This is a genomic window from Halomonas sp. CSM-2 (assembly GCF_002119345.1).
Classification (GTDB): Bacteria; Pseudomonadota; Gammaproteobacteria; order Pseudomonadales; family Halomonadaceae; genus Vreelandella; species Vreelandella janggokensis.
The window spans coordinates 17,705-40,181 of sequence record NZ_NBYR01000017.1 but is presented as its reverse complement, the minus strand read 5'-3'; the positions used below and the strand labels follow the sequence as shown (position 1 = coordinate 40,181).

The following is a 22,477-nucleotide window of genomic DNA, read 5'->3' as shown; positions in this document are numbered from 1 at the left end:
AACTGGCAGGGAGGTGCCTGCCACACAATCTGTCACTCGATGCAGGTCGGGTATTAACAAAGCGCCAGGTTACGCGACAGAACAACAAGATTGAGCAATCTTGACTAACGGCCGACTCGCAGCCCTCGAGGGGGAAGCAGTGGTTTACGAGGATACTGGTATGGAACAACGTGTTTTAACTATGATGGACGACCCACTTGCCGCGGCTCGTGAGTCAACGGCCGAGATGCTGCAGACAAGAGAGCGCACCTTTTCGCTACCGCAGCCTTTTTATAACGATGCCCGCCTGTTCGCGCTTGATATGCAGGAAATTTTCGAGAAAGAGTGGCTGTTCGCCGGCATGACATGCGAGATACCGACCAAGGGTAACTTCATGACGCTGGACATCGGTGATAACCCGATCGTCATCGTGCGCGGCAGTGAGGGAACGATTCATGCGTTCCACAATGTCTGCCGCCACCGCGGTTCGCGGCTCTGCACAAAGGACAAGGGCAAGGTGGCAAAACTGGTTTGCCCCTACCACCAGTGGACCTACGAGCTTGATGGACGCTTGCTCTTCGCCGGCAGCGATATGGGTAGCGACTTCAACCTTGATCAGTTTGGCCTCAAGCCGGTCCATGCCCGCACGGCGGGAGGCTTCATCTTTATCAACTTAAACGAGGAACCGCCCGCCATTGACGAGTTTCTGGAAACGCTTGAGCATTACCTGGAGCCGTACCAGATGGACAACGTCAAGGTCGCCACGGAGTCCAGCATCGTCGAGCAAGCCAACTGGAAGCTGGTGATTGAAAACAACCGCGAGTGCTATCACTGCAACGGGGCTCACCCTGAGCTGCTGAACTCTTTGCAGGAATTTGATGACACCGACGACCCCCGCGCCACGCCGGCCTACAAGGCGCTGGTGGCACGCAAACAGGCCGACTGGGATAAGGAGCAGGTGCCCTACCAACTGACGCGCGTTGGCCAGCAGAACCGCCTGACCCGCACGCCGCTGCTGGATGGCATCGTGTCGATGACCATGGACGGCCAGCCCGGCTGCAAGAAGCTGATGGGCCGCCTGAAAAGCCCCGACATGGGATCCCTGCGCATTCTGCACCTGCCCAACTCATGGAACCACTTCATGGGCGACCACGCCGTCGTGTTCCGCGTGTTGCCGCTTGGCCCGCAGCAGACCATGGTGACCACCAAATGGCTGGTGCACAAGGACGCCGAAGAGGGTGTGGACTACGATCCTGAAGAGCTTCGCCGCGTGTGGGATGCCACCAACGACCAGGATCGTCAACTCGCCGAGGAGAACCAGCGCGGCATCAACTCCAAAGCCTACCAGCCCGGCCCCTACTCCGAGACTTACGAATTTGGCGTTATCGACTTTGTCGACTGGTACGCCAAGCGCATGCTCGAGAATCTGGAGCATGACGCCCCCTCACTGAAGCTGGCGCAAGGCTAAGCAGCACCGCCAAATGCCGGTAACGCAACGGGCCCGCCAATGCGGGCCCGTTGCGTGTGTGTGGCTGTCCACTCTGTCACGTCGACCGCCGTAAACAATGCAACTCCGTTGTCTGTTCGTCGACTCTCCGCACTGCCTTCCTTGGCAATCGCAGGGTTCCTTCCTCTAAACGCCCACCTCTTCCGGGGTCGGCATTTCCGAGCGGCTCAACCGGCAGGCGGCATACTTGAATTCGGGAATTTTCCCAAACGGGTCCAGCGCCGGATTGGTGAGTAGGTTTGCCGCCGCTTCGCCATAACAGAAGGGCACGAAGACCATGCCCTCGGGCATGCCCGGGTCGGTTCTCGCCTTGAGGGTGATGGATCCTCGCCGGGTGGCGATGGTCAAATCATCGCCCGGGGCAATACCCAGTCGGATAAACTCAGCGGGCGCCAGGCTGGCCACGGCTTCCGGCTCCAGGTCGTCGAGCACCTTGGCACGCCGGGTCATGGAACCGGTATGCCAGTGCTCCAACTGACGCCCGGTGGTCAATACTGTCGGGTAGTCGTTGTCCACCGGCTCATCCGGGGGCAGTGGGCGCGTGGGTGCAAATGTCGCCCGACCGCTGGCGGTGGGAAACGCATCGCTGAAGACCACGTCGTGCCCCGGCGCGTCTTCCGCCGGGCAGGGGTAGGTCACCGACTGCTCGCGCTCCAGCCGCGCCCAGGAAATATGGTCGAGTGAGGCCATGCCCTGTTTCATCTCGGCGAAGACGTCCTTTGGATGCTGGTAATTCCAGCCCAGACCGAAGCGCTTGGCGATTTCCTGGATGATCCACCAGTCCGGCTTGGCCTGGCCGGGCAGCGGCAGGGCCGCACGCCCCATCTGGACCTGACGATTGGTGTTGGTGACGGTACCGTCCTTCTCGGGCCAGGCGGAGGCCGGCAGGATGACATCGGCAAACTGGGCGGTCTCGGTGACGAAGAGGTCCTGCACCACCAGGTGCTCCAGCTTGGCCAGGGCGGCCCGCGCGTGGTCGAGGTCCGGGTCGGACATCGCCGGGTTTTCGCCCTGGATATACATGCCGCGAATGGTGCCTGCGGCAATGGCGTCCATGATTTCCACCACGGTGAGGCCCGGCGCCGGGTCGAGCTCGGTATTCCACAGCTCCTCGAAGGCGGCGCGAACCTGGGCATCGCTGACCGGCTGGTAGTCGGGCATCACCATGGGAATCAGGCCCGCATCAGATGCGCCCTGAACATTGTTCTGCCCACGTAATGGGTGCAGGCCGGTGCCGGGGCGCCCGGTCTGACCACAGGCCAGGGCCAGCGAAATCAGACAGCGGGCGTTGTCGGTACCATGGGTATGTTGGGAAATGCCCATGCCCCAGAAGATCATCGCCCGCTCGGCGTTGGCGTAGAGCCTGGCAACCTCGCGGATGGTCTCGGGCTCGACCCCACACAGCCCGCTCATCGCTTCCGGGGTCATGTCCACAGTGTGCGTTTTAAGCGCCTCGAAGCCTTCGGTATGCTCGGCGATATAGGCCGCGTCATACAGCCCCTCGCTGATCACCACATTGAGCATGGCGTTGAACAGGGCCACGTCGGCCCCCGGCGAAAAGCGCACGCTCAGGTGGGCATAGGCATCCAGTGACTGACCGCGAGGGTCAAGGATCACGATCTTGGTGCCGCGCTTGGCGGCCTGCTTGAAGAAAGTGGCCGCCACCGGGTGGTTCACCGCCGGGTTGCAGCCGGTAAGGATTACCACGTTGGCCTGCTCGGCCTGCATGAAGGAGGCGGTGACCGAGCCTGAACCGATGCATTCCATCAATGCCGCCACTGAGCTTGCGTGACACAAACGGGTACAGTGATCCACGTGGTTGGAACCAAAGCCGGTACGCACCAGCTTCTGGAACAGCCACGCCTCTTCGTTGGAGCACTTGGCGCTGCCGAAACCGGCCAGGGCGTCAGGGCCATGGGCCGTTTTAAGATCCACAAGCCCGCCGGCGGCGATTTCCAGGGCTTCGTCCCAGCTCGCCTCGCGGAAATGCGTCAGGGGCTGGGCGGGGTCGAAGTCCGGGTCGATGCCCTTGGCCACGCCCTCGCGACGAATCAGCGGGGTAACAAGCCGCGATGGATGGCGCGGATAGTCGTAGCCGAAGCGCCCTTTGACACATAATCGGTTCTGGTTGGAGGGGCCTTCGCGGCCCTCCACATACAGGATCTCGTCGTCCTTGATATGGTAGGTGAGCTGACAGCCCACTCCGCAATAGGGGCACACCGAATCGACCTTGTGGTCGGCGGCGGTAGAATCACCGCGGCCTGCCTCATCGACCACGGTGGCAGGCATCAGCGCGCCGGTGGGGCAGGCCTGAACGCACTCGCCACAGGCCACGCAGGTGCTATCCCCCATGGGGTCGTCGAAGTCGAAGACGATCTTCGAGGCCGCGCCGCGGTTCGCCAGGCCGATGACGTCGTTGACCTGAACCTCCCGGCAGGCGCGCACGCACAGGTTGCACTCGATGCAGGCGTCAAGATTGACGCGCATGGCGGAGTGGCTGCTGTCCTGCACCAGGCTGTCCGCCCGGGACGCCACATGGTGCACGGTGGGCGCCTCGCGCTCGTCGCGCCTGGGCAACTTGCGGCGCACCGCGGTGGCATCGATGGCCAACTGGTCGGCCATGTCCCAGAAGTGGCTGGCACGGTCGGGGCTCGCTTCCCGCTCGGGCTGGTCGACCACCAGCATTTCCATGACCATCTTGCGGGCGGTATGCGCGCGCTCGGAGTTGGCGCTATTGACCACCATGCCGGGCGCTGCTTCGCGCAGACAGCTGGCGGCCAGCGCCCGCTCGCCCTCGATTTCCACCATGCAGGCGCGGCAGTTACCGTCAGCGCGGTAGCCGCTGGCGTCCTTGAAACACAGGTGGGGAATGGTCTCGCCGGCGCGCTTGGCGACCTGCCAGAGGCTTTCGCCGGAGTATGCGCTGACCTCAACGCCGTCCAGCGTCAGGGTAAAGCGGTTGTTGGCGTTCTGTTCGCTCATGCTGGCCTCCTTTATCCCTTGACGATGACGTTCTGGTCGGCAAGTTCACCGCGGAAATCCTTGAGCAGCCCAAGCACCGGATTGGGCGCCGCCTGGCCAAGCCCGCAGATAGAGGCGTCCACCATCACCTGGGAGAGTTGCGTCATCAGCCCGGCGTCCCACTCGTTGCGTTCGAGCAAGGTGAGCATTTTTTCCGTGCCCACCCGGCAAGGCGTGCACTGACCACAGGACTCGTCGGCAAAGAACGCCAGCAGATTGGTCGCGGCCCCGCGCAGATCGTCCTGGTCGGAAAGCACGATCACCGCGGCGGAGCCGATGAAACAGCCGTGCTCCTGGAGGGTGTCGAAGTCGAGGGGGATATCGGCCTTGGCCGCGGGTAGAATGCCGCCCGAGGCGCCGCCGGGTAGATAGGCCACCAGTCGATGGCCGTCGGCCATGCCGCCGCAATACTCGTCAATCAGCTCGCTTAAGGTGATCCCCGCCGGTGCCAGATACACGCCGGGATGCTTGACCCTGCCCGAGACCGAGAAGCTGCGCACCCCCACCCGGCCATGGCGACCCTGGCTTGCGAAGGCCTCCGCACCGCGTTGCCAGATCATGGGGATCCAGTAAACGGTCTCGACGTTATTGACCAGGGTCGGCTGGTCGAAGAGCCCGCGCTGGGCAACAAACGGCGGGCGGTGGCGGGGCTTGCCCGGCTTGCCTTCCAGAGACTCGATCATCGCCGACTCTTCACCGCAGATGTAAGCCCCAGCGCCGCGGCGCAGCACGATATAGCCAGGCGCCACCAGGCCCGCCGCCTCGAGCTCGCCAATCGCCTCACGCAGCACACCATGCAGGGCCGGGTATTCATCGCGCAGGTAGATATACAGCGCCTCGGCGTCGACCGCCCAGGCGCTGACCAGGGCCCCTTCCAGAAACTGGTGCGGCGAGCGTTCCAGGTAATAACGGTCCTTGAAGGTGCCGGGTTCACCCTCGTCGGCGTTGATGGCGCAGTAACGGGGACCGGCCTCCTGGCGCACGAAGTACCACTTCTTGAAGGTCGGGAACCCCGCGCCGCCCAGGCCGCGCAGATTGGCCTGCTGCATCGCGTCCATCAGCGCCTCCACCGTGACCTCGCCCTCGCGACAGGCTTGCAGCAGGGCGAAACCGTCTTCGCGGCGATAGTCGTCGAGTCGTTGCCAGTCGATGGGGGCCGGATGAAAGTGAGCCTCCTCGATCACCGACGCGACGCGCGCCTGGGTGGCGAACGGCACATGATAGTGCCCCACCTCGGCCACCGGTGCGGTGTCGCAACGGCCCATGCAGGGCGCCCGCAGCACCCGCACCTGATCGACATCCACGTCGGCTTCCAGCTGTGCCTTGAGCGCCTCGGCACCGGCCAACTGACAGGACAGGGAATCGCAGACGCGGATGGTCACCGCGGGCGGCACCTGCTGGTCGTCATGGATGACGTCGAAGTGGGCGTAGAAGGTAGCCGTCTCGTAGACGGCGGCCATGGGCAGGTTCATGTAGGTCGCCAGGGCGCGCAGATCCGCCAGCAGCAGATGGCCCCGAGCATCCTGAATGACGTGAAGATGCTCGATCAGCAGGTCGCGGCGGCGCAGCGTGTCGTCCTGGCGCTCGTCGCCCAGCAGGTCGCGCAACCCCTCAAGGCGGAGGGGCTCGAGCTCACGGCCGCGGGGCTTGCCGCGGAAGGGACGCTTTGGAGTCACGGTCTGGACGGTCATTGGTCACTCATTATTAGCTCTACGGCTTTTTTTAACGGAGGAACGAAGACGGCACCCCGCAGGGCGCCATCCAGGATCTCACTAGCCTGCCCTTCGACGGGGGCAGGCGTTGCTAGGCGGTTGCTCAGCTATCAGGCTACGCTGCCATGGGGATCAATGACGAATTTCTTGGCAGCACCGCCGTCAAAGTCAGCATAGCCCTGGGGCGCCTGATCCAGGTTGATCATCTGGACATTGACCGCATCGGCGATGTTGACCTTGCCAAACAGAATAGCCTGCATCAGCGGGCGATGGTACTTCATTACCGGACACTGACCGGTATGGAAACTGTGGGACTTGGCCCAGCCGAGACCGAAGCGCATGCTCAGGGCACCCTGCTTGGCCGCCTCGTCTTCCGAACCGGGGTCTTCGGTCACGTAGAGGCCGGGAATGCCGATCTGGCCGCCCGCGCGGGTCAGCGACATCGCCGAGTTGAGCACCGTGGCAGGCGCTTCTTTACCATGGTTGCAGCCACAGGCGTGCGCTTCGAAGCCGACGCAGTCGACAAAGGCATCGACCTCACGCTCGCCGAGAATCACCTCGATCTTGTCGGCCATGTCGCCGTCCTGGGTCAGGTCGATGGTCTCGCAGCCGAAGCTGCGGGCCTGGGCCAGGCGCTCTTCGATCATGTCGCCGACGATCACACAGGCCGCGCCCAGCAGTTGGGCGGACACCGCCGCCGCCAACCCGACGGGCCCCGCACCGGCGATATAGACGGTGCTGCCCGGACCGACACCGGCGGTCACGCAGCCGTGGAAGCCGGTGGGGAAGATATCGGAAAGCAGGGTCAGGTCCTTGATCTTCTCCATGGCCTGATCGGCGTCCGGGAATTTCAGCAGGTTAAAGTCGGCATAGGGGACCATGACGTATTCGGTCTGACCGCCGACCCAGCCGCCCATGTCCACGTAGCCGTAGGCGGCGCCAGGACGCGATGGATTGACGTTGAGGCAGATCCCGGTCTGGCCGGACTTGCAGTTGCGGCAGCGGCCACAGGCAATATTGAACGGCACCGAGACCAGGTCGCCCGGCTTGATAAATTCAACGTCGCGACCGGCCTCGACCACCATGCCGGTGATCTCGTGGCCAAGTACCAGGCCAGGCTGGGCAGTGGTACGGCCGCGTACCATATGCTGGTCGCTGCCGCAGATATTGGTGGTGACGACCTTGAGAATCACGCCGTGCTCACACTTGCGATTGCCTAGAGCAAGCTCAGGATAGGCAATGGATTCGACGGCGACCTCGCCCGGCCCTTTGTAGACGACTCCGCGATTGGCTGCATTCATGGCTGGCTCCTGTGGATTATTATTCTGCTCTATAGGGTGAATTGCGCTTTGTCAGCCTATCTCCTCCGCACCCTGGGACTTACCCAACAAAGGCATTCACATATCTATTCAAGACATCCCCGTCAGAATGGATAGATAGAGGTCGCTTTGGCGACACTATTGTTCTTGAACAGGGCCAACAATTCGTTGCGTCGGCGATGCTTGGCTCATACCCGACGCCTAACAAGAGCAACCAAGGAACCCTGATGAACAACAATGACGACCCGGTCCTGTCGCCCGGACAGGACAACACTCAAATAATGGGGCTGGATTTTCACAATCCCGTTTTCCCGCTGTCGGCGCTGGCCATTCTGGCCTTCATTCTGTATGCGTTGATCTACCCGGATGCTGCCAACAGTCACCTGGGGCTTGCCAAGAACTGGTCGATCGAGCACTTCGACTGGCTGTTCATGATCGCGGGCAATATCTTTGTCGTATTCTGCCTCGTGCTGATCTGCCTGCCGCTTGGCCGGATTCGCCTGGGCGGCAAGGACGCCAAGCCGGAATACTCGCTCGCTTCCTGGTTCGCCATGCTGTTTGCGGCGGGCATGGGCATCGGCCTGATGTTCTGGAGCGTGGCCGAACCGGTGGCCTACTACACCGACTGGTACGGCACCCCCCTGAATGCACCGGCGGGGACCCCGGAGGGTGCCAGCGCCGCCATGGGCGCGACCATGTTCCACTGGGGTCTGCACCCCTGGGCAATCTACGGCGTGGTCGCCCTGTCACTGGCCTTCTTCGCTTATAACAAGGGCATGCCGCTGACGCTGCGTTCCGCCTTCTACCCGATACTGGGCGAGCGGACGCGGGGCTGGGCGGGCCATATCATCGACATCTTTGCCGTGCTGGCTACCATCTTCGGCCTGGCCACCTCGCTGGGGTTTGGCGCCACCCAGGCCGCTGGTGGGCTTGCCTACCTGTTCGACACTCCCAACACCATCGGTACCCAGCTGGCAATTATCGTCGCAGTCACGGTAATTGCGCTGATCTCGGTATGGCGGGGTATCGACGGTGGCGTTAAGTTGTTTTCGAATATCAACATGGTCATCGCGGCGGTGCTGCTGCTGTTTGTGGTGGTAGCGGGGCCGACCCTGATGATTCTGACGGGGATTGGCACCACGGCGCTGGACTACGTGGGCCACTTGCTGCCGCTGTCGAACTGGATTGGCCGCGAGGACGATACCTGGTACCACGGCTGGACCGTCTTCTATTGGGCTTGGTGGATTTCCTGGTCTCCTTTCGTCGGCATGTTCATCGCCCGGGTTTCCCGGGGACGCACAGTGCGCGAGTTCCTGATCGCGGTGCTGCTGGTGCCCACAGTGGTCACCCTGGTATGGATGAGCGCCTTTGGCGGCACGGCACTTTTCCAGGCTGCAAACGGCGTGGGCGAGCTGGCTAACGGCATTGGCGACGTCTCGCTTGCCATGTTCCACATGCTGGAGCAGTTGCCCCTGACCAGCATCACCTCGACGCTGGCGATCATTCTGGTGCTGGTGTTCTTCATTACCTCGTCGGACTCCGGCTCACTGGTGATCGACAACATTACCGCGGGCGGCAAGACCGATGCGCCCAAGGGCCAGCGGGTATTCTGGGCCACGCTTGAAGGCGTAATCGCCGGCGTGCTGCTATACGGCGGCGGCAACACCGCGCTGAGCGCGCTGCAGGCTGGCGCCGTCGCCACCGGCCTGCCCTTCACGCTGGTGCTGCTGGCAATGTGTTTCAGCCTTTACATGGGGCTTCACAAGGAGTGGCGCGAGCTCAACGCCGTGCCCACCCCCGCCCGCTGATCAGCACAGCGCTGTTATCGGGGCGCCATTATCATGGCGCCCTTTTTTCGTGTCGTAATTGCTGCATTGGGTGCCGCTGGCAACAATGAGCGCGCCGACAAAGCGCTGCACCATGACGTCACAATGTTAACAACCCCATGGTTATGCTCATGATTTATACCATCGCAATTCTGTTGAGCCTGGTCGGCTATTTTGTCATCGGGCATCTGGCCGGGCGGCGCGTCAAGGGACTGGATGACTACCTGGTCGCCGGCCGCAATGCGCCCACCTTTTTTATCCTGGGTACGCTGGTGGCCAGCTACTTGAGCACCAGCGCCTTTCTCGGCGAAACGGGCTTTGCCTACCAGGGTTATCCGTTCGTCATGCTGATTTTTGCGGCGGTGAGCACCTCAGGCTGCCTGCTGGGCGCCTTGGTGTTCGGCCGTTACCTGCGCCGCAGCGGTGCCAAGACCGTGCCGGAGTTTTTTGGCAAGCGCTTTGCCTCGCGGCGCGTACAAGTCATTGCCGGGCTCACCACGGTCATCGGCCTGGGGGCGTACCTGCTGGGTGTCATGCAGGGCGCGGGCATCATGTTCGCCGAGCTGACCGGCATGCCCTATTGGGTGGGCCTGGTGCTGGTATGGGCGACCTATACCGGCTTTATTCTGTATTCGGGCTCGCCCGGCGTGATGCTCACCGATACCATCATGTTCGTGATCTTCTCGCTGGCTGCAGTGGGCGGGTCGCTCTACGTGATCCAGGACCTGGGCGGCTGGAGCGGCGTGGTTGAAGGCCTGCTGACCCAGACCGACAAGCCCGGCATTGCCCTATGGCATGGGGTGATCGAAGGACCTAACGCCAGCTTCTCCTCCCCCGGCGAAGCGCTTGTCTGGGGATTGACCCTGGGCCTTGTCTGGGCGGCGGTGCTGGCGGCCAGCCCCTGGCAGTCGAGCCGCTACCTGATGGCGCGTAACGAGCACGTGGTGATGCGCTCGGCCATGCTGACGGCGGTGGCGCTCGGTGTCTTCTATGCGCTGATGATGATGACCGGTGCGGCAATCAATCTCTACGACCCAACCCTCGACCCCGAACGTTCCATGGTCTGGGTGGCGCTCAATATCCTGCCCGCCTGGCTGGGAGTGGTCATTCTGACGGGAGTATTCGCGGCCGGGCTGTCATCCTGCTCGACGTTCCTGTCGATCATCGGCTTTAGCCTGTCCAACGATATTCTGCCCGCGTCGCTGGACGAAAAATCGGCCCTGCGCAAGAGCCGTATCGCCGTGCTTGCAGCAGGACTGATCGCGCTGCTGCTGGCACTCTTCCAGCCGCCGGCGGTCATGGCGGTGGTCTGGTTTGCCGCCACGTTGTTTGCCTCCTCCTGGGGGCCGGTGGCTCTGATGAGCATCTGGAGTCAGCGGATTACCGCTGCGGGCGCCAGCTGGGGCCTGGCGGTCGGTTTTGTCGGCAACCTGATCCTGTCGCTGATAGTACAGGCCGAGTGGGTCAGCCTGCCGGTATACCTGCACCCGGTACTGCTGAGCACGCTGATGGCGCTGGCGGCCATCGCACTGGCATCCGCCTTGACCCGCGTCAGCCCGTCCGAGGCCGACTATCGGGCCTTCCTGCACGAGTTCGATGCCCGAGCGCTGAGCGGCTGGGTGTCCGGTACCCGCTGGATCGCGCTATGCACCATGCTCTCCGGGGTCGCTATCGGGGTATTTTTATGGCAACAATACGCGGTCACCCTGGCAGGCTACGCCGAGCGCTTCGGGCTCTCATCCGGCGCGGTGCAGGGCGGCTACCTGCTGGCGGTCGGCTGCGGCGGCATGCTGCTGCTTGCCGGCGCCGTCGGCTATCGCGTGGTGCGTCCCCGCCCCCATCGCGCCGCTGCGGCGCATACGGTGACAGCCGACACCACCTCCTAGACACGGGAAAATCTGGCGAGTCCATGTTCATTGGCCCGCCATGAATCCCCCAACCGCCCACCTGATCGGTGGGCGGTTATCTTTTTATTCACAGCCAGGAGTCGGACAATGCAGACACGTCGTTATCAGCGCGGCCTCGTCATGGTAGTGCTGGGTGTGGTGTGCCTCAGCTTCGACGGATTGCTGATACGCCTGGCGCGCACCGACGGCTGGACCATCGTGTTCTGGCGCGGCTTATTGATGTTCTGCGTGCTGGGAGTATTGTGCTGGTCAGCCAAACGGCTGACGACGCTGAACCGCCACCCGTTTTCCTCTCTGGCCTCGGCGCTGCTGCTGGGGCTGATATCCAGTCTGTTTGTGCTGGCGGTCATGAACGCCAACGTGGCCAACGTGGTGGTGATCCTGAGTACCGCGCCGCTGTTTGCCGCGCTTTTTTCGCGGATCTTCCTGGGCGAAAGCGTCGCGCTGCGAACCCTGGTGGCTATTGCAGTCTGCATGCTGGGCATGGGCCTGGTGTTCATGGGGAAAGGGGCCATGGGAATGCTGGCCGGCAACCTCTACGCCCTGGCGGCAGCGGCGGCCATCGGTGGCAACTTGACGCTGCTGCGCCGCTATCCAGCGATTGACCCCATGACGGTGATTGCCGGTGGCGGGCTGCTCTCGGCGGCGATTGCCCTGCCCATGGCGTCGCCGCTGACCCTGGACGCTGAGCGCTATGGCGTACTGGCAGTAATGGGACTGATACAGATGCCCTTGGCAACGGTGCTGATCAACAGCGCCACCCGCTACCTGCCGTCGACTGAGGTGGCGCTGTTCTATCTGGTCGAAACCGCACTGGGCACGCTCTGGGTCTGGTGGCTATTGGGCGAGACGCCTGGTGTATCGACGCTCATGGGAGGGGCGGTCGTGATCACGGTGCTGGTGCTGCACGCCTGGCGCGGCTTGCACCTGGAAAGGCAGCGCCTTCAGCTGTATCCGGGATTGATTGGCAAATAGCCAGTAACGCCATTAAAAAGCCCGCCGCGGAGGGCGAGCTTAAAAGGCGATTGAATGCTGTGAGATAAAGAAACCTCAACGCAGCACGCCTTCCTCCTTGAGTAGCGTAAAAACCGCCTCGGCGCCTTGTTCAGGTGTCACATCGTTCAACAGTTGCCCGCCGCCGCTGTCGGCCTTGGCCGCCGCTGCCTTGAAACGGTCACGCGCCGAGGCTGACTTGACGATTTTTAGCCGTTTGGGCCGCTTGCGTGCGGGCTGCACACGCCACTGGGTTTGCAGTTCATCGGTCACGCTGGCGCAGGCACAATCCGCCAACTCACCGCGTCGCGCCGGGCCGAAGGCGCTCTGGCGCGCGGCCGGGGCACTGCTATCCACCGTGGCGATGGCCGGTAAGCGTACCTTCAGGCGGCGGCGTTTGCCCCGTGGCAGGGCCTGCAGCACCGTGGCGACACCCTGCTCGATGCTTTCAATTTCCGCCAGGCCACTGACCACCGTCCAGCCGAGTGTCTCGGCCAGCAGATAGGGCACCAGACCCGAGCCCTCTCCCGTCTCGGCGCGCGTTCCCGTCAGCACCAGTTGCGGCGCGGCGAACCGCAGTATGTTGGCCAAGGCCGGAACGACGTCGGCATCCGGGTCCTGCTGAATGCGTTTGACCCTGCTGATGCCCATCCCCAGATAGCCACGCATGGCGTCCTCGCAGGCTTCACCACCATCGCCTGCATGCATGAGTTGAACGCTGGCATCACCCAGGGACAGCGCCATTTCCACCGCACGAGCATCATGGTCAGCACGCCGCGCCCGCGCGGTCAGCGGATGACGCCCCACCGACACCAGAACGGCAACGCTGAGACCAGCGTTATTCAATGTGTTGACGTTAGGCGGCATCGCGATTCTCCTGCTGCTGTTCTCGATAACGCTCGACACGTGCGACCAGCGCGGCGAGAATTTCGCTGGCGTCGCCGATGACGGCAAGATCGGCGCGCTTGACCATATCGCACCGCTCGTCCAGGTTGATAGCGACGACCTTATCGCAGGTCTGAATACCCTGAAGATGCTGTATGGCCCCCGAGATGCCCACCGCCACATAGACGCGCGCGGACACCCAGGTGCCCGATGCGCCTACCTGACGATCGCGGGCCATGAACCCATCGTCCACGGCGACGCGTGATGCTCCCTTGGCCGCACCGAGCATCTGGGCGGCGTGGTGGTAGCCCTCCCAATCCTTGACACCATTCCCGGCCGACAGAATGAACTCCGCCTCTGCCAGTGACACGCTGGCCGGATCGACAGGGACTTCGCCCATGTCCTCGATACGTCCCAGCACGTCGGGCATAGGCTGGTTCAGCTCGACCGGCTGGGCGGCATGACGGGTCTCGCTGACCGGCTCGGCGCATTCTGCAAGCGCCAGTACAACGCGAGGCAGGTGGCGGGTAATATCGCTCGTACCGGCGGCACCGCGTGCCGTACAACGCCATCCGGTTGCGCTATGTTCATCCGCCTCGACCTGCCAGACCTGGGTCGCTGGACGCTCGCCCAGCCGCACGGCCAGGCGCCGCCCCTGCTCGCCGCCACCGAGGGGTGAGTCGGGCACTAGCCAGAAGCGTGGTGTCATCTCCCGCTCTACGGCACTCAAGGCTGCCAGACGCGCCTCGGGGGCAAACCCCGTGTAGACCTCGTCATCCAGGTGCACAACGCGATCAATACCAGCGTCGCCCAGTGCCGTTTCTTTATGTTCGCCAAACAGAATCGCCACCACGGCGCCGGGATGGTCGCCATCGGCATCCGCCATGTGCCGGGCCAGCCCCAGCAGGTCCTTATCGTGACCTGACAGTCGCCCACCGGTCAGATCAGGCACCACGGCCACCAGGAAGGCGGGGGCTTCAATCGTCACTGTGCGGCGGCTTTCTTGAGGAGCCGCTGTTGTCGCGGCGGCCTGCCCGCCTTGCTGAAGGCCGCTACGGTCAATACGCTTGATGCCATTGGGGCCGATAAAGCCGACCGCACGGGGGTTCTTGCGCACCACACCGTTGGGCCCAAACCACTCACTGGCGCCTCCGTTGCCCATCTCGGCAAGCACACTGGCATGCTCGGGATGCAGACGGTTCCGGGCGATCCACTCGCGACGCGGATCGCGGCGCTGATTGTGGCCAATAGTCTCACTCATACGATCACCTCTTCAGCTGTCGGCGTTGCAGCGGGCTGGCGGGACGCGCCGGACGCCTCCCCGGCGGGGCGCTCCACCAGGGCATCCGCCACCAGTTCAGCGATATCGCGAACCTCGGCGCTGGTATCCACCACGCCTTCCAGCATCGCCGTGCACTGGGGGCACCCCACCGCGACCAGCTCGGCACCGCTCTCCTTGACGTCATTCATGCGCATGTCGGGAATCCGCTGCTTGCCTGGGATATCGGTGATCGGCGCGCCGCCACCGCCACCGCAGCAGCGAGAGCGGGAGCCGGAGCGTTCCATCTCCTTGACCTCGATGCCAAGCGCCTTGAGCACGTTGCGGGGCGCCTCAAACTCTCCGTTATAGCGTCCCAGGTAACAGGGGTCGTGATAGGTGACGCTGCCGCCCTTCCAGGGCGAGAAGGCCAGCCGCCCCGCGTTATACAATTCAGCAATGAAGGTGCTGTGATGACGTACCTCATAGACGCCACCCAGCTCGCCATACTCGTTACCCAACACATGAAAGCTGTGAGAGTCACAGGTGACGATCTGCTGGAAGCGGTACTTGGAAAGGGTGGCAATATTGCGCTTCGCCAGGGACTGGAACGTTGCTTCGTCGCCCAGACGCCTTGCCACGTCACCGCTGTCACGCTCTTCGTCTCCCAGGACCGCGAAATCCACCTCGGCGGCGCGCAGCACCTTGACCAGTGCGCGCAGGGTGCGCTGATTGCGCATATCGAAGCTGCCGTCACCCAGCCACAACAGCACATCGACCTGTTGGAGGTCTGCCATGCGAGGGAGGTTGAGATCCGCTGCCCAGTTGAGCCGTGAGCCGGGATCAAAACCGCCGAGATTGTCGGTGGCAATCAGATTGTCGAGCACTTCGGCGCCCTTGTTGGGGGTCTTGCCTCGTTCTAACGTCAGGTGGCGGCGCATATCGACAATCGCATCCACGTGCTCGATCATCATCGGGCACTCTTCGACACAGGCGCGGCATGTCGTACACGACCACAGCGTCTCGGCGTCCACCAGCGACGCCCCCTCCGGCAATGCGGCAGGGGCCACGATCGGCCCATGGGGGGTACCTTGGTGCTCACCCACCGGCTTGCCGGGGTAAGGCGTGCCAGCGTATTTGGCATCACTGCCACCGGCCATGCCGACGACCATGTCCTGAATCAGTTTCTTGGGGTTAAGCGGCTGGCCTGCAGCTAGGGCCGGACACGCCGCCTCGCAGCGGCCACACTGCACACAGGCATCAAATCCCAGCAGCTGATTCCAGGTGAAATCGGCGGGCTTTTCCACGCCTAGTGGCGCTGCCTCGTCCTCCAGGTTCAGCGCCTTGAGGCCCGTTGAACGGCCGCCGCCCCCTTTCTTGGTTGAAAAGCGCTCCGGCCGACGGTGGAAAGCCAGATGCAAGGCGCCTGCAAAGGCGTGCTTCATGGGCCCGCCCCAGGTCATGCCGAAGAACATTTCGCCCAGGCCCCAGGCCACTAAGCCAACCAGCACCACCACAAGGAACCAACTAGCGCTTCCTTCAAGCAAGCCTTCGGGTAGCAGGCCCACCGTGGGCAAGGTGATCAGGAAGACGCTAACCGAAAACGCCATCAGGCTCTTGGGCAGGCGCATCCAGGGGCCTTTGGAGAGGCGCGCCGGAGGATTGATACGCCGCCGCGCCACGAAGAGGCTGCCAACGAACATGGAGGCACTGGCAAGCAGCAGTAACCCACCCAGCAGCGGGTTGGCGATACCCAGGCCATGCACCAGGATCATCAGCACGGCGGCGGCCACGAAGCCACCGGCGGTGGCCACGTGGGTATTGGAGATCATTTTGTCGCGGGCGACGACATGGTGCAGGTCCACCAGGTAACGGCGCGGCAACGCCGCCAGCCCCTTGAACAGATTAACGTGCGACGACCGCCCCTGACGCCACAGGCGTATACGGCGCAAGGCGCCGATCACCGCCAGGGCCAGGGCAGTAAAAATCAGTATCGGCAAGAGCGTTTCGAGCATGGTGCTCACCTCATCTTTGGCAGCTGGGCGCCGGTGGCAGACCTCTGCGAGGGCGCTGTAAACCCATCCCTGGGCGCTACTTTTGACATCCCTGTCAAAAGACCCTCGCTACGGTCTACCCCCGGCGCCCCGGCTCTCACTCTGGTCAAAAGTCCTTGCAGATTCGCAAAGCATCGTAAATGGCCGCGTGCGTGTTCCTCGGCGCCGTGCAGTCGCCCAGACGGAAAAGCAGGAAGCCATCGCTATTTACGTCGCCTTCTTCCATCAGGCAGGGCTGCGCCTGGGCGGCGTAGAGCGCCTCAAGGTCCACCTGGCCTTTGTTGCGGGACTGGTCCTTGAGGGCGTAGTAGAGCGCCTCATCGGGGCGCACGCCGTTCTCCACCACCACCTGATCGACCACGCGCTCCTCCAGGGCACCGGTGTACTCATTCTCGAGCACCGCCACCAGGCCGTCACCTTCACGGTAGACCTTATGCAGCATCAGGTCGGAGGACATGATCACCTCTTTCTCGTAGAGGCTGCGGTAGTACGTGGGGAAGGTCGTGCCGCCCACCGCCGCGCCGGGCTTGATATCGTCGGTGACGATTTCCACCTTAGCGCCCTTTTCGGCGAGAAAATCCGCCGCCGAGACGCCGGAAAATTCGCAAATGGCGTCATAGATCAGCACGTTATTACCGGGTGCCACCTTGCCGGAGAGTACATCCCAGGTGCTGACCACCAGGCTTTCCCCGGTATCCTCAGAGTAGCCCCACTCCGGGTACTGACTGAGGAAGGGCTGGCCACCCGTCGCCAGCACCACGATATCCGGATGCAGGTCGAGTAGCGTCGCCTCGTCGGCACGGGTACCCAGGCGCAGGTCGACGCCAAGACGCGCCAGCTCCAACTGAAACCAGCGGGTGATACCGGCAATCTGATCGCGTTGCGGGGCCTGGGCGGCAATGGTGATCTGTCCGCCCAGCGCTTCAGCCGCCTCGAACAGGGTGACATCGTGGCCGCGCTCGGCGGCAACGCGGGCGGCTTCCATACCGCCGGGGCCACCGCCCACCACCACGACCTTGCGCTTGGCGCCCTCGGTCTTCTCGATGATATGCGGCAGCCCCATGTATTCCCGGGATGTCGCCGCGTTCTGGATACACAGCACATCAAGGCCCTGGTACTGACGGTCAATACAGTAGTTGGCGCCCACGCACTGCTTGATCTGGTCCACCTGGCCCATCTTGATCTTGGCAATCAGGTGCGGGTCGGCAATATGCGCCCGGGTCATGCCCACCAGGTCCACATAGCCACCTTCAAGGATGCGTTGAGCCTGGTTGGGATCCTTGATGTTCTGGGCGTGGATCACCGGCACATTGACCACTTCCTTGATGCCCGCCGCCAGGTGCAGGAAAGGCTCCGGCGGGTAGGACATGTTGGGGATCACGTTGGCCAGGGTGTTGTGGGTGTCGCAGCCGGAGCCGATCACGCCAAAGAAATCCACCTGGCCGGTGGCATCGTAGTAGGCGGCGATCTGCTTCATGTCGTCGTGGGAGAGGCCGTCCGGGTGAAACTCGTCACCGCAGATACGCATGCCGACGCAGAAGTCGTCCCCCACCTCGGCGCGTACGGCCTTCAGCACTTCCAGGCCGAACTTCATGCGCCCCTCGAAGCTGCCGCCCCACTCGTCCTCGCGCTTGTTGACCCGCGGGCTCCAGAACTGGTCAATCAAGTGCTGATGCACCGCGGAAAGCTCAACGCCGTCGAGCCCGCCTTCCTTTGCCCGGCGAGCCGCCTGGGCAAAGTCACCGATGATGCGCCAGATTTCTTCCTCTTCGATGGTCTTGCAGGTGGAGCGGTGCACCGGTTCGCGGATCCCTGAAGGCGATAGCAGGGTCGGCCAGTCGAAGCCGTCCCAGCGTGAACGGCGCCCCATGTGGGTGATCTGGATCATGATCTTGCCGCCATGCTTGTGCACGGCGTCCGCCAGGTTCTGGAAGTGCGGGATGATACGGTCGGTGGAAAGATTAACCGAGCTCCACCAGCCCTGGGGGCTGTCGATGGACACCACCGAGGAGCCACCACAGATGGATAGGCCGCAGCCACCCTTGGCCTTTTCCTCGTAGTACCTGACGTAGCGCTCGGTGGTCATGCCCCCGTCGGTGGCGTGTACCTCGGCGTGGGCGGTACTGACCACGCGATTGCGAATGGTCAGCTTGCCGATCTCGATCGGCTCGAAAATTGCGTCAAATGCCATGATCTTCTCTCCTCATTCCCGCGATTAGCGGGTGGCGTCGTTCAGCGGCCCAACGTTGAAGACACCTACATCACAACCAGGCTCAGCGGCACTCTGTGTCTGCTCAGCGACGGTCCGCAGGTCGCTGCCACGCGCGGCAAGAATCTGGTCCATGGCCCCGGCAAACCAGCCGGTGAACATGTACTCTTCTTTTTTTCCTGTCTTGCCAAGCTGGTAAACAAAGGCGCTGTGCTCCAGCCGCACTCTCGCCGTACCGGCTTCGAGGTCGATCTGTTCGGTAATAAAGAGTCCCCAGCCACGCTGGGAGAGGCGTGTCATGTAGTGTTCGAAGACGGCCACGCCCTCGATCCCATGGCATTCGGCTTCTTTCTCGCACCAGTGCCAGGCGCTCTTGTAGCCAGCGTGGTACAGGATCTCTGCGTACTTCTCGGCACCCAGCGCCTCTTCGACGGCCACATGGTTGTTGATAAAGAAGTGTCGCGGCACATACAGCATCGGCAGGGCGTCGCTTGTCCAGACGCCGGTCTCGCTATCCACTTCGATAGGCAGTGCGGGGGCCAGTTTGGTCACGGTTGTATTCCTCAGATCTTGCTGATTGTTATGAAGTGGCTAATTAGCCGTTCTGCAAGGGGAGCGGCGCCGGGGATAGGCCGTAGAGGGGGTCTTTTGCCATGGATGGCAAAAGTAGCGTCCAGGGTGGGATTCACAGCGCCCCCTCGTAGGCCTATCGCCGGTAAAGCCGCGTGAGTCGGGCTCATCAGCTCCCCCAAACGTCCTTAAGCACGCGCACCCAGTTCTCGCCCATGATCTTGCGCACCTGGGACTCGCTCATGCCGCGCTTCAGGAGTGCCTCGGTCAGATTGGGAAACTCCCCGATGGTGCGAATACCCTCAGGGTTGATGATCGTGCCAAAGTCCGTCAGGCGGCGGGCATAGCCCTTGTCATGGGTCAACCACTCGAAGAATTCATGGTCATGCCCCTGGGTAAAGTCGGTGCCGATACCGATGGCATCCTCCCCCACGATGTTCATGATGTATTCGATGGCCTCGCAATAATCATCAATGGTGGAATCGACGCCCTTCTTGAGAAACGGGGTAAACATGGTGACGCCGACAAAGCCGCCGTGGTCGGCAATGAACTTGAGCTCTTGATCGGATTTATTGCGCGGATGCTCCTTGAGCCCGGAAGGCAAGCAGTGGGAGTAGCAGACCGGCTTCTTGGACTCGAGGATGACTTCCTCGGAGGTCTTGGCGCCCACGTGAGAGAGGTCGCACATGATGCCGACGCGGTTCATCTCGGCCACGATTTCGCGACCGAAGCCGGAAAGACCGCCGTCGCGCTCGTAGCAGCCGGTTCCCACCAGGTTCTGGGTGTTGTAGCACATCTGTACGATGCCCACGCCCAACTGCTTGAAGATCTCGACATAGCCGATCTGATCCTCAAAGGCGTGGGCGTTCTGGAAGCCGTAGATGATGCCGGTCTTGCCTTCTTCCTTGGCCCGGGTGATATCCGCCGTGGTTCGCACCGGGCGCACCAGGTCGCTGCATTCGGCCATCAGCTGGTTGGACCTAACGATATTATCGACGGTCGCCTGGAAACCTTCCCATACCGAAACCGTACAGTTGGCAGCGGTCAGACCGCCGCGCCGCATATCTTCAAGCAGCTCACGGTTCCATTTGGCTATGATCAGACCATCGATGACGATAGCGTCATCGTGCAATTCTGTAGGGGACATGGCTAAGCTCCGACATTGATGAATGTAGCGAGCATAGCGCTGACGTCGGGGTGGGCTGCTCTTGGAAACGACAGCGGAAATTCCAAAAGCGTCATGGTGTCGCGAACACCACCACTCGTCGCGCACCTTCAAAACATTTATCGCAGCGTCACGCTGACATGGAGAGTAGCGGCCATAAAAAAACGTGCTGCCCGACACGGGACAGCACGTTATGGGGGGATCACGCAGTGGCTATCAGTTCACCAGCAGTACACTGGCAAACGTCGGCTCTCCCTGTGCATTGGCAAGTGCCTGCTGAGCGCCCGAGGAAGGCTCCAATGCATTCGATCCGTTCCCCCACTGTCTGATTAACGGTGGTGACTTGCTCCCATCGCTCTTGCGCTCAAGCCCGCTCAGGCGCTCATTTCTCGGCGGCACACCGAAATACTCGCGGTAACACTTGGAAAAATGGGGCGTGGAAACGAAACCACAAACGGAGGCAATCTCGATGATCGACAAGGGGGTTTGCTTAAGTAATTGCCGGGCTCGCACCAGCCGCAACTTGAGGTAATATTTAGACGGTGAGCAGAGCAGGTAGCGTTGGAACAAACGCTCTAGCTGGCGACGTGACACATTGACGTAACGTGCCAACTCATCGAGTTCGATCGGTTCTTCAAGGTTGGATTCCATCAACGCCACAATCTCAAGCAGCTTGGGCTGGGTAGTGCCCAACACGTGTTTAAGAGGGACACGCTGCTGATCCTGTTCGTTACGCACGCGTTCACAGATGAACATTTCGGAGATACCCGCCGACAGCTCGCGCCCATGATCATGACCGATCAGGTGGAGCATCATGTCGAGCGGCGCGGTGCCCCCCGAAGACGTGAATCGATCACGGTCAATTGAGAAGAGATTGGCGTTCAGGATAACGTTGGGGAACGCCTCCTGCATGGACGCCAAACACTCCCAGTGGATGCTGGTTTCATAATGATCAAGCAGCCCCGCCTGGCCAAGCGCCCAACTGCCTGTGCATACCGAACCTAAACGCCTCAATTGGCGCGACTGGGACTGAAGCCAGCGTACGTGCTCGCGGGTGACACTACGATGAGGGCCTACGCCGCCGCAAACGACCACCCACTCGAGCGATAGCGGGGAATGCATGGAGGCATCAGGCGTTACCTGCAAACCATCGCTTGCACGCACGGGCAAGCCGTCCTGGGTCAGGGTATACCAGCGATACAGCTCGCGCCCGGCCAGTTGATTGGCCATCCGCAAAGGTTCTATGGCAGAGGCCAGAGAAATCAACGTGAAGTTGTCTAACAGTAAAAAGCCCAGCGTTTGAGGTTCGCCTGAACGATTCGGTGTTGCTGTCTGGTCATTTGCTTGATGAGAGTCCATCTTTCCTACCTCGGTCACCTTTCAGTTATCAAGTTTTCTTGTTGATATAGGTGTCGCTGGCGTTGTTCGGCTTCCCGTTGCTGAGTCATATTGTCACTCACGCATGGGTACTGCTCTTTAGTCGTATATTGGCACGAATCGTTTAAAACACGACAAATTTTATCTCGAAAATCTGGCGGCGAGTCGCAAATAAAACGCTCGATGTCGTTTTCAAACCGCTACCTGTGATGGCTCGACAGAAGGGTGGATAAGCATGGCCAAACGGCCATGCAATAACTGATTAACGAGCGCCTTAGAGCACCACCTCATAACCTTCAAATTTGGGCGGACCTAGATAAATACCCTCGGGCGACTTGGCATTGGCGTGAGCCTTGCGAAAGGCGTCTGAGCGAGTCCAGTCGCGGAAAGCCTCTTCCGATTCCCAAACGCTGTGGGAAATAAACACGGTGTGGTCTTCCTGGCTTTCGCCCTGCAACATATGGAACTGCTTGAAGCCCGGCACGTCTTCCAGATGTGAATCGCGGTTGCGCCACACCTCTAAAAAGTCCTCTTCACGACCGGGGGCAATGCGAAAACGGTTCATGGCGATATACATGATGACTCTCCTTTTGAACGGGTCCTGTTGAGTTGATTACGCAAACGGTGACTTGATGGTAACGTCGTGGCTTAGCGGCGAATAGCCTTAGTGGCGAATAGCCCTCAACCGCCAAGGT

The 22,477-nt window shown here is 61.8% G+C and carries 15 protein-coding genes; 4 read left to right on the top strand and 11 right to left on the bottom strand.

Annotated features, from left to right (window positions below; all coding sequences use genetic code 11):
* Nucleotides 1-160: 160 nt before the first annotated feature.
* Nucleotides 161-1,447, top strand: coding sequence for an aromatic ring-hydroxylating oxygenase subunit alpha (locus B7L15_RS14950; RefSeq protein ID WP_066314849.1), 1,287 nt, complete (start codon nucleotides 161-163; stop codon nucleotides 1,445-1,447).
* A gap of 165 nt (nucleotides 1,448-1,612) precedes the next feature.
* Here the strand turns inward: B7L15_RS14950 and fdhF are convergent, their stop codons facing one another.
* The 3 genes from fdhF to fdhA all read right to left on the bottom strand — a co-directional run bounded on the left by fdhF (nucleotide 1,613) and on the right by fdhA (nucleotide 7,520).
* Nucleotides 1,613-4,468 (bottom strand): formate dehydrogenase subunit alpha, encoded by a 2,856-nt coding sequence (gene fdhF, locus B7L15_RS14945; RefSeq protein ID WP_085919739.1) that lies wholly within the window; start codon nucleotides 4,466-4,468, stop codon nucleotides 1,613-1,615.
* A gap of 11 nt (nucleotides 4,469-4,479) precedes the next feature.
* Complete coding sequence (locus B7L15_RS14940; RefSeq protein ID WP_085919738.1) at nucleotides 4,480-6,198, bottom strand: NADH-ubiquinone oxidoreductase-F iron-sulfur binding region domain-containing protein; 1,719 nt, start codon at nucleotides 6,196-6,198, stop codon at nucleotides 4,480-4,482.
* Nucleotides 6,199-6,329: 131 nt separating this feature from the next.
* Nucleotides 6,330-7,520: a formaldehyde dehydrogenase, glutathione-independent gene (gene fdhA, locus B7L15_RS14935; protein ID WP_085919737.1), complete on the bottom strand. Its 1,191-nt coding sequence runs from the start codon at nucleotides 7,518-7,520 to the stop codon at nucleotides 6,330-6,332.
* Between the two features lie 245 nt (nucleotides 7,521-7,765).
* On the opposite strand from fdhA, the gene B7L15_RS14930 reads away from it, so the two are divergent.
* From B7L15_RS14930 to B7L15_RS14920, 3 genes are all read left to right on the top strand, one after another.
* A complete protein-coding gene (locus tag B7L15_RS14930) occupies nucleotides 7,766-9,346 on the top strand; it encodes a BCCT family transporter (RefSeq protein ID WP_085919736.1) in 1,581 nt (526 codons plus the stop codon).
* Between the two features lie 149 nt (nucleotides 9,347-9,495).
* On the top strand, nucleotides 9,496-11,250 hold the full coding sequence (locus tag B7L15_RS14925) for a sodium:solute symporter family protein (protein ID WP_085919780.1): 1,755 nt from the start codon (nucleotides 9,496-9,498) through the stop codon (nucleotides 11,248-11,250).
* Between the two features lie 108 nt (nucleotides 11,251-11,358).
* Nucleotides 11,359-12,246, top strand: a complete 888-nt coding sequence (locus B7L15_RS14920) for a DMT family transporter (RefSeq protein ID WP_085919735.1) — start codon at nucleotides 11,359-11,361, stop codon at nucleotides 12,244-12,246.
* Between the two features lie 75 nt (nucleotides 12,247-12,321).
* Here B7L15_RS14920 and etfB read toward each other — a convergent pair whose 3' ends face one another.
* The 8 genes from etfB to B7L15_RS14880 all read right to left on the bottom strand — a co-directional run bounded on the left by etfB (nucleotide 12,322) and on the right by B7L15_RS14880 (nucleotide 22,359).
* The gene (gene etfB, locus B7L15_RS14915) at nucleotides 12,322-13,131 is read right to left on the bottom strand and encodes an electron transfer flavoprotein subunit beta (protein WP_085919734.1); all 810 of its coding nucleotides are present in this window, start codon (nucleotides 13,129-13,131) and stop codon (nucleotides 12,322-12,324) included.
* Entirely contained in the window at nucleotides 13,121-14,410 is a 1,290-nt protein-coding gene (etfA, locus tag B7L15_RS14910) for an electron transfer flavoprotein subunit alpha (RefSeq protein ID WP_085919733.1), read from the bottom strand. The genes etfB and etfA overlap by 11 nt, the downstream gene beginning before the upstream one ends.
* On the bottom strand, nucleotides 14,407-16,422 hold the full coding sequence (locus B7L15_RS14905) for a (Fe-S)-binding protein (protein ID WP_085919732.1): 2,016 nt from the start codon (nucleotides 16,420-16,422) through the stop codon (nucleotides 14,407-14,409). Before B7L15_RS14905 ends, etfA begins: the two co-directional genes overlap by 4 nt.
* 145 nt (nucleotides 16,423-16,567) lie before the next feature.
* Complete coding sequence (gene dgcA / locus B7L15_RS14900; RefSeq protein WP_085919731.1) at nucleotides 16,568-18,652, bottom strand: dimethylglycine demethylation protein DgcA; 2,085 nt, start codon at nucleotides 18,650-18,652, stop codon at nucleotides 16,568-16,570.
* A gap of 24 nt (nucleotides 18,653-18,676) precedes the next feature.
* Nucleotides 18,677-19,222, bottom strand: a complete 546-nt coding sequence (locus tag B7L15_RS14895; protein ID WP_085919730.1) for a DUF5943 domain-containing protein — start codon at nucleotides 19,220-19,222, stop codon at nucleotides 18,677-18,679.
* Nucleotides 19,223-19,409: 187 nt separating this feature from the next.
* Nucleotides 19,410-20,387 carry a dipeptidase gene (locus B7L15_RS14890; protein ID WP_085919729.1) on the bottom strand — a complete coding sequence of 326 codons (978 nt, stop codon included), beginning with the start codon at nucleotides 20,385-20,387 and terminating at the stop codon, nucleotides 19,410-19,412.
* 234 nt (nucleotides 20,388-20,621) lie between these two features.
* A complete protein-coding gene (locus B7L15_RS14885) occupies nucleotides 20,622-21,764 on the bottom strand; it encodes a GlxA family transcriptional regulator (RefSeq protein ID WP_085919728.1) in 1,143 nt (380 codons plus the stop codon).
* 292 nt (nucleotides 21,765-22,056) lie between these two features.
* Nucleotides 22,057-22,359, bottom strand: coding sequence for an antibiotic biosynthesis monooxygenase family protein (locus B7L15_RS14880; RefSeq protein ID WP_066314808.1), 303 nt, complete (start codon nucleotides 22,357-22,359; stop codon nucleotides 22,057-22,059).
* Between the last annotated feature and the right edge of the window lie 118 nt (nucleotides 22,360-22,477).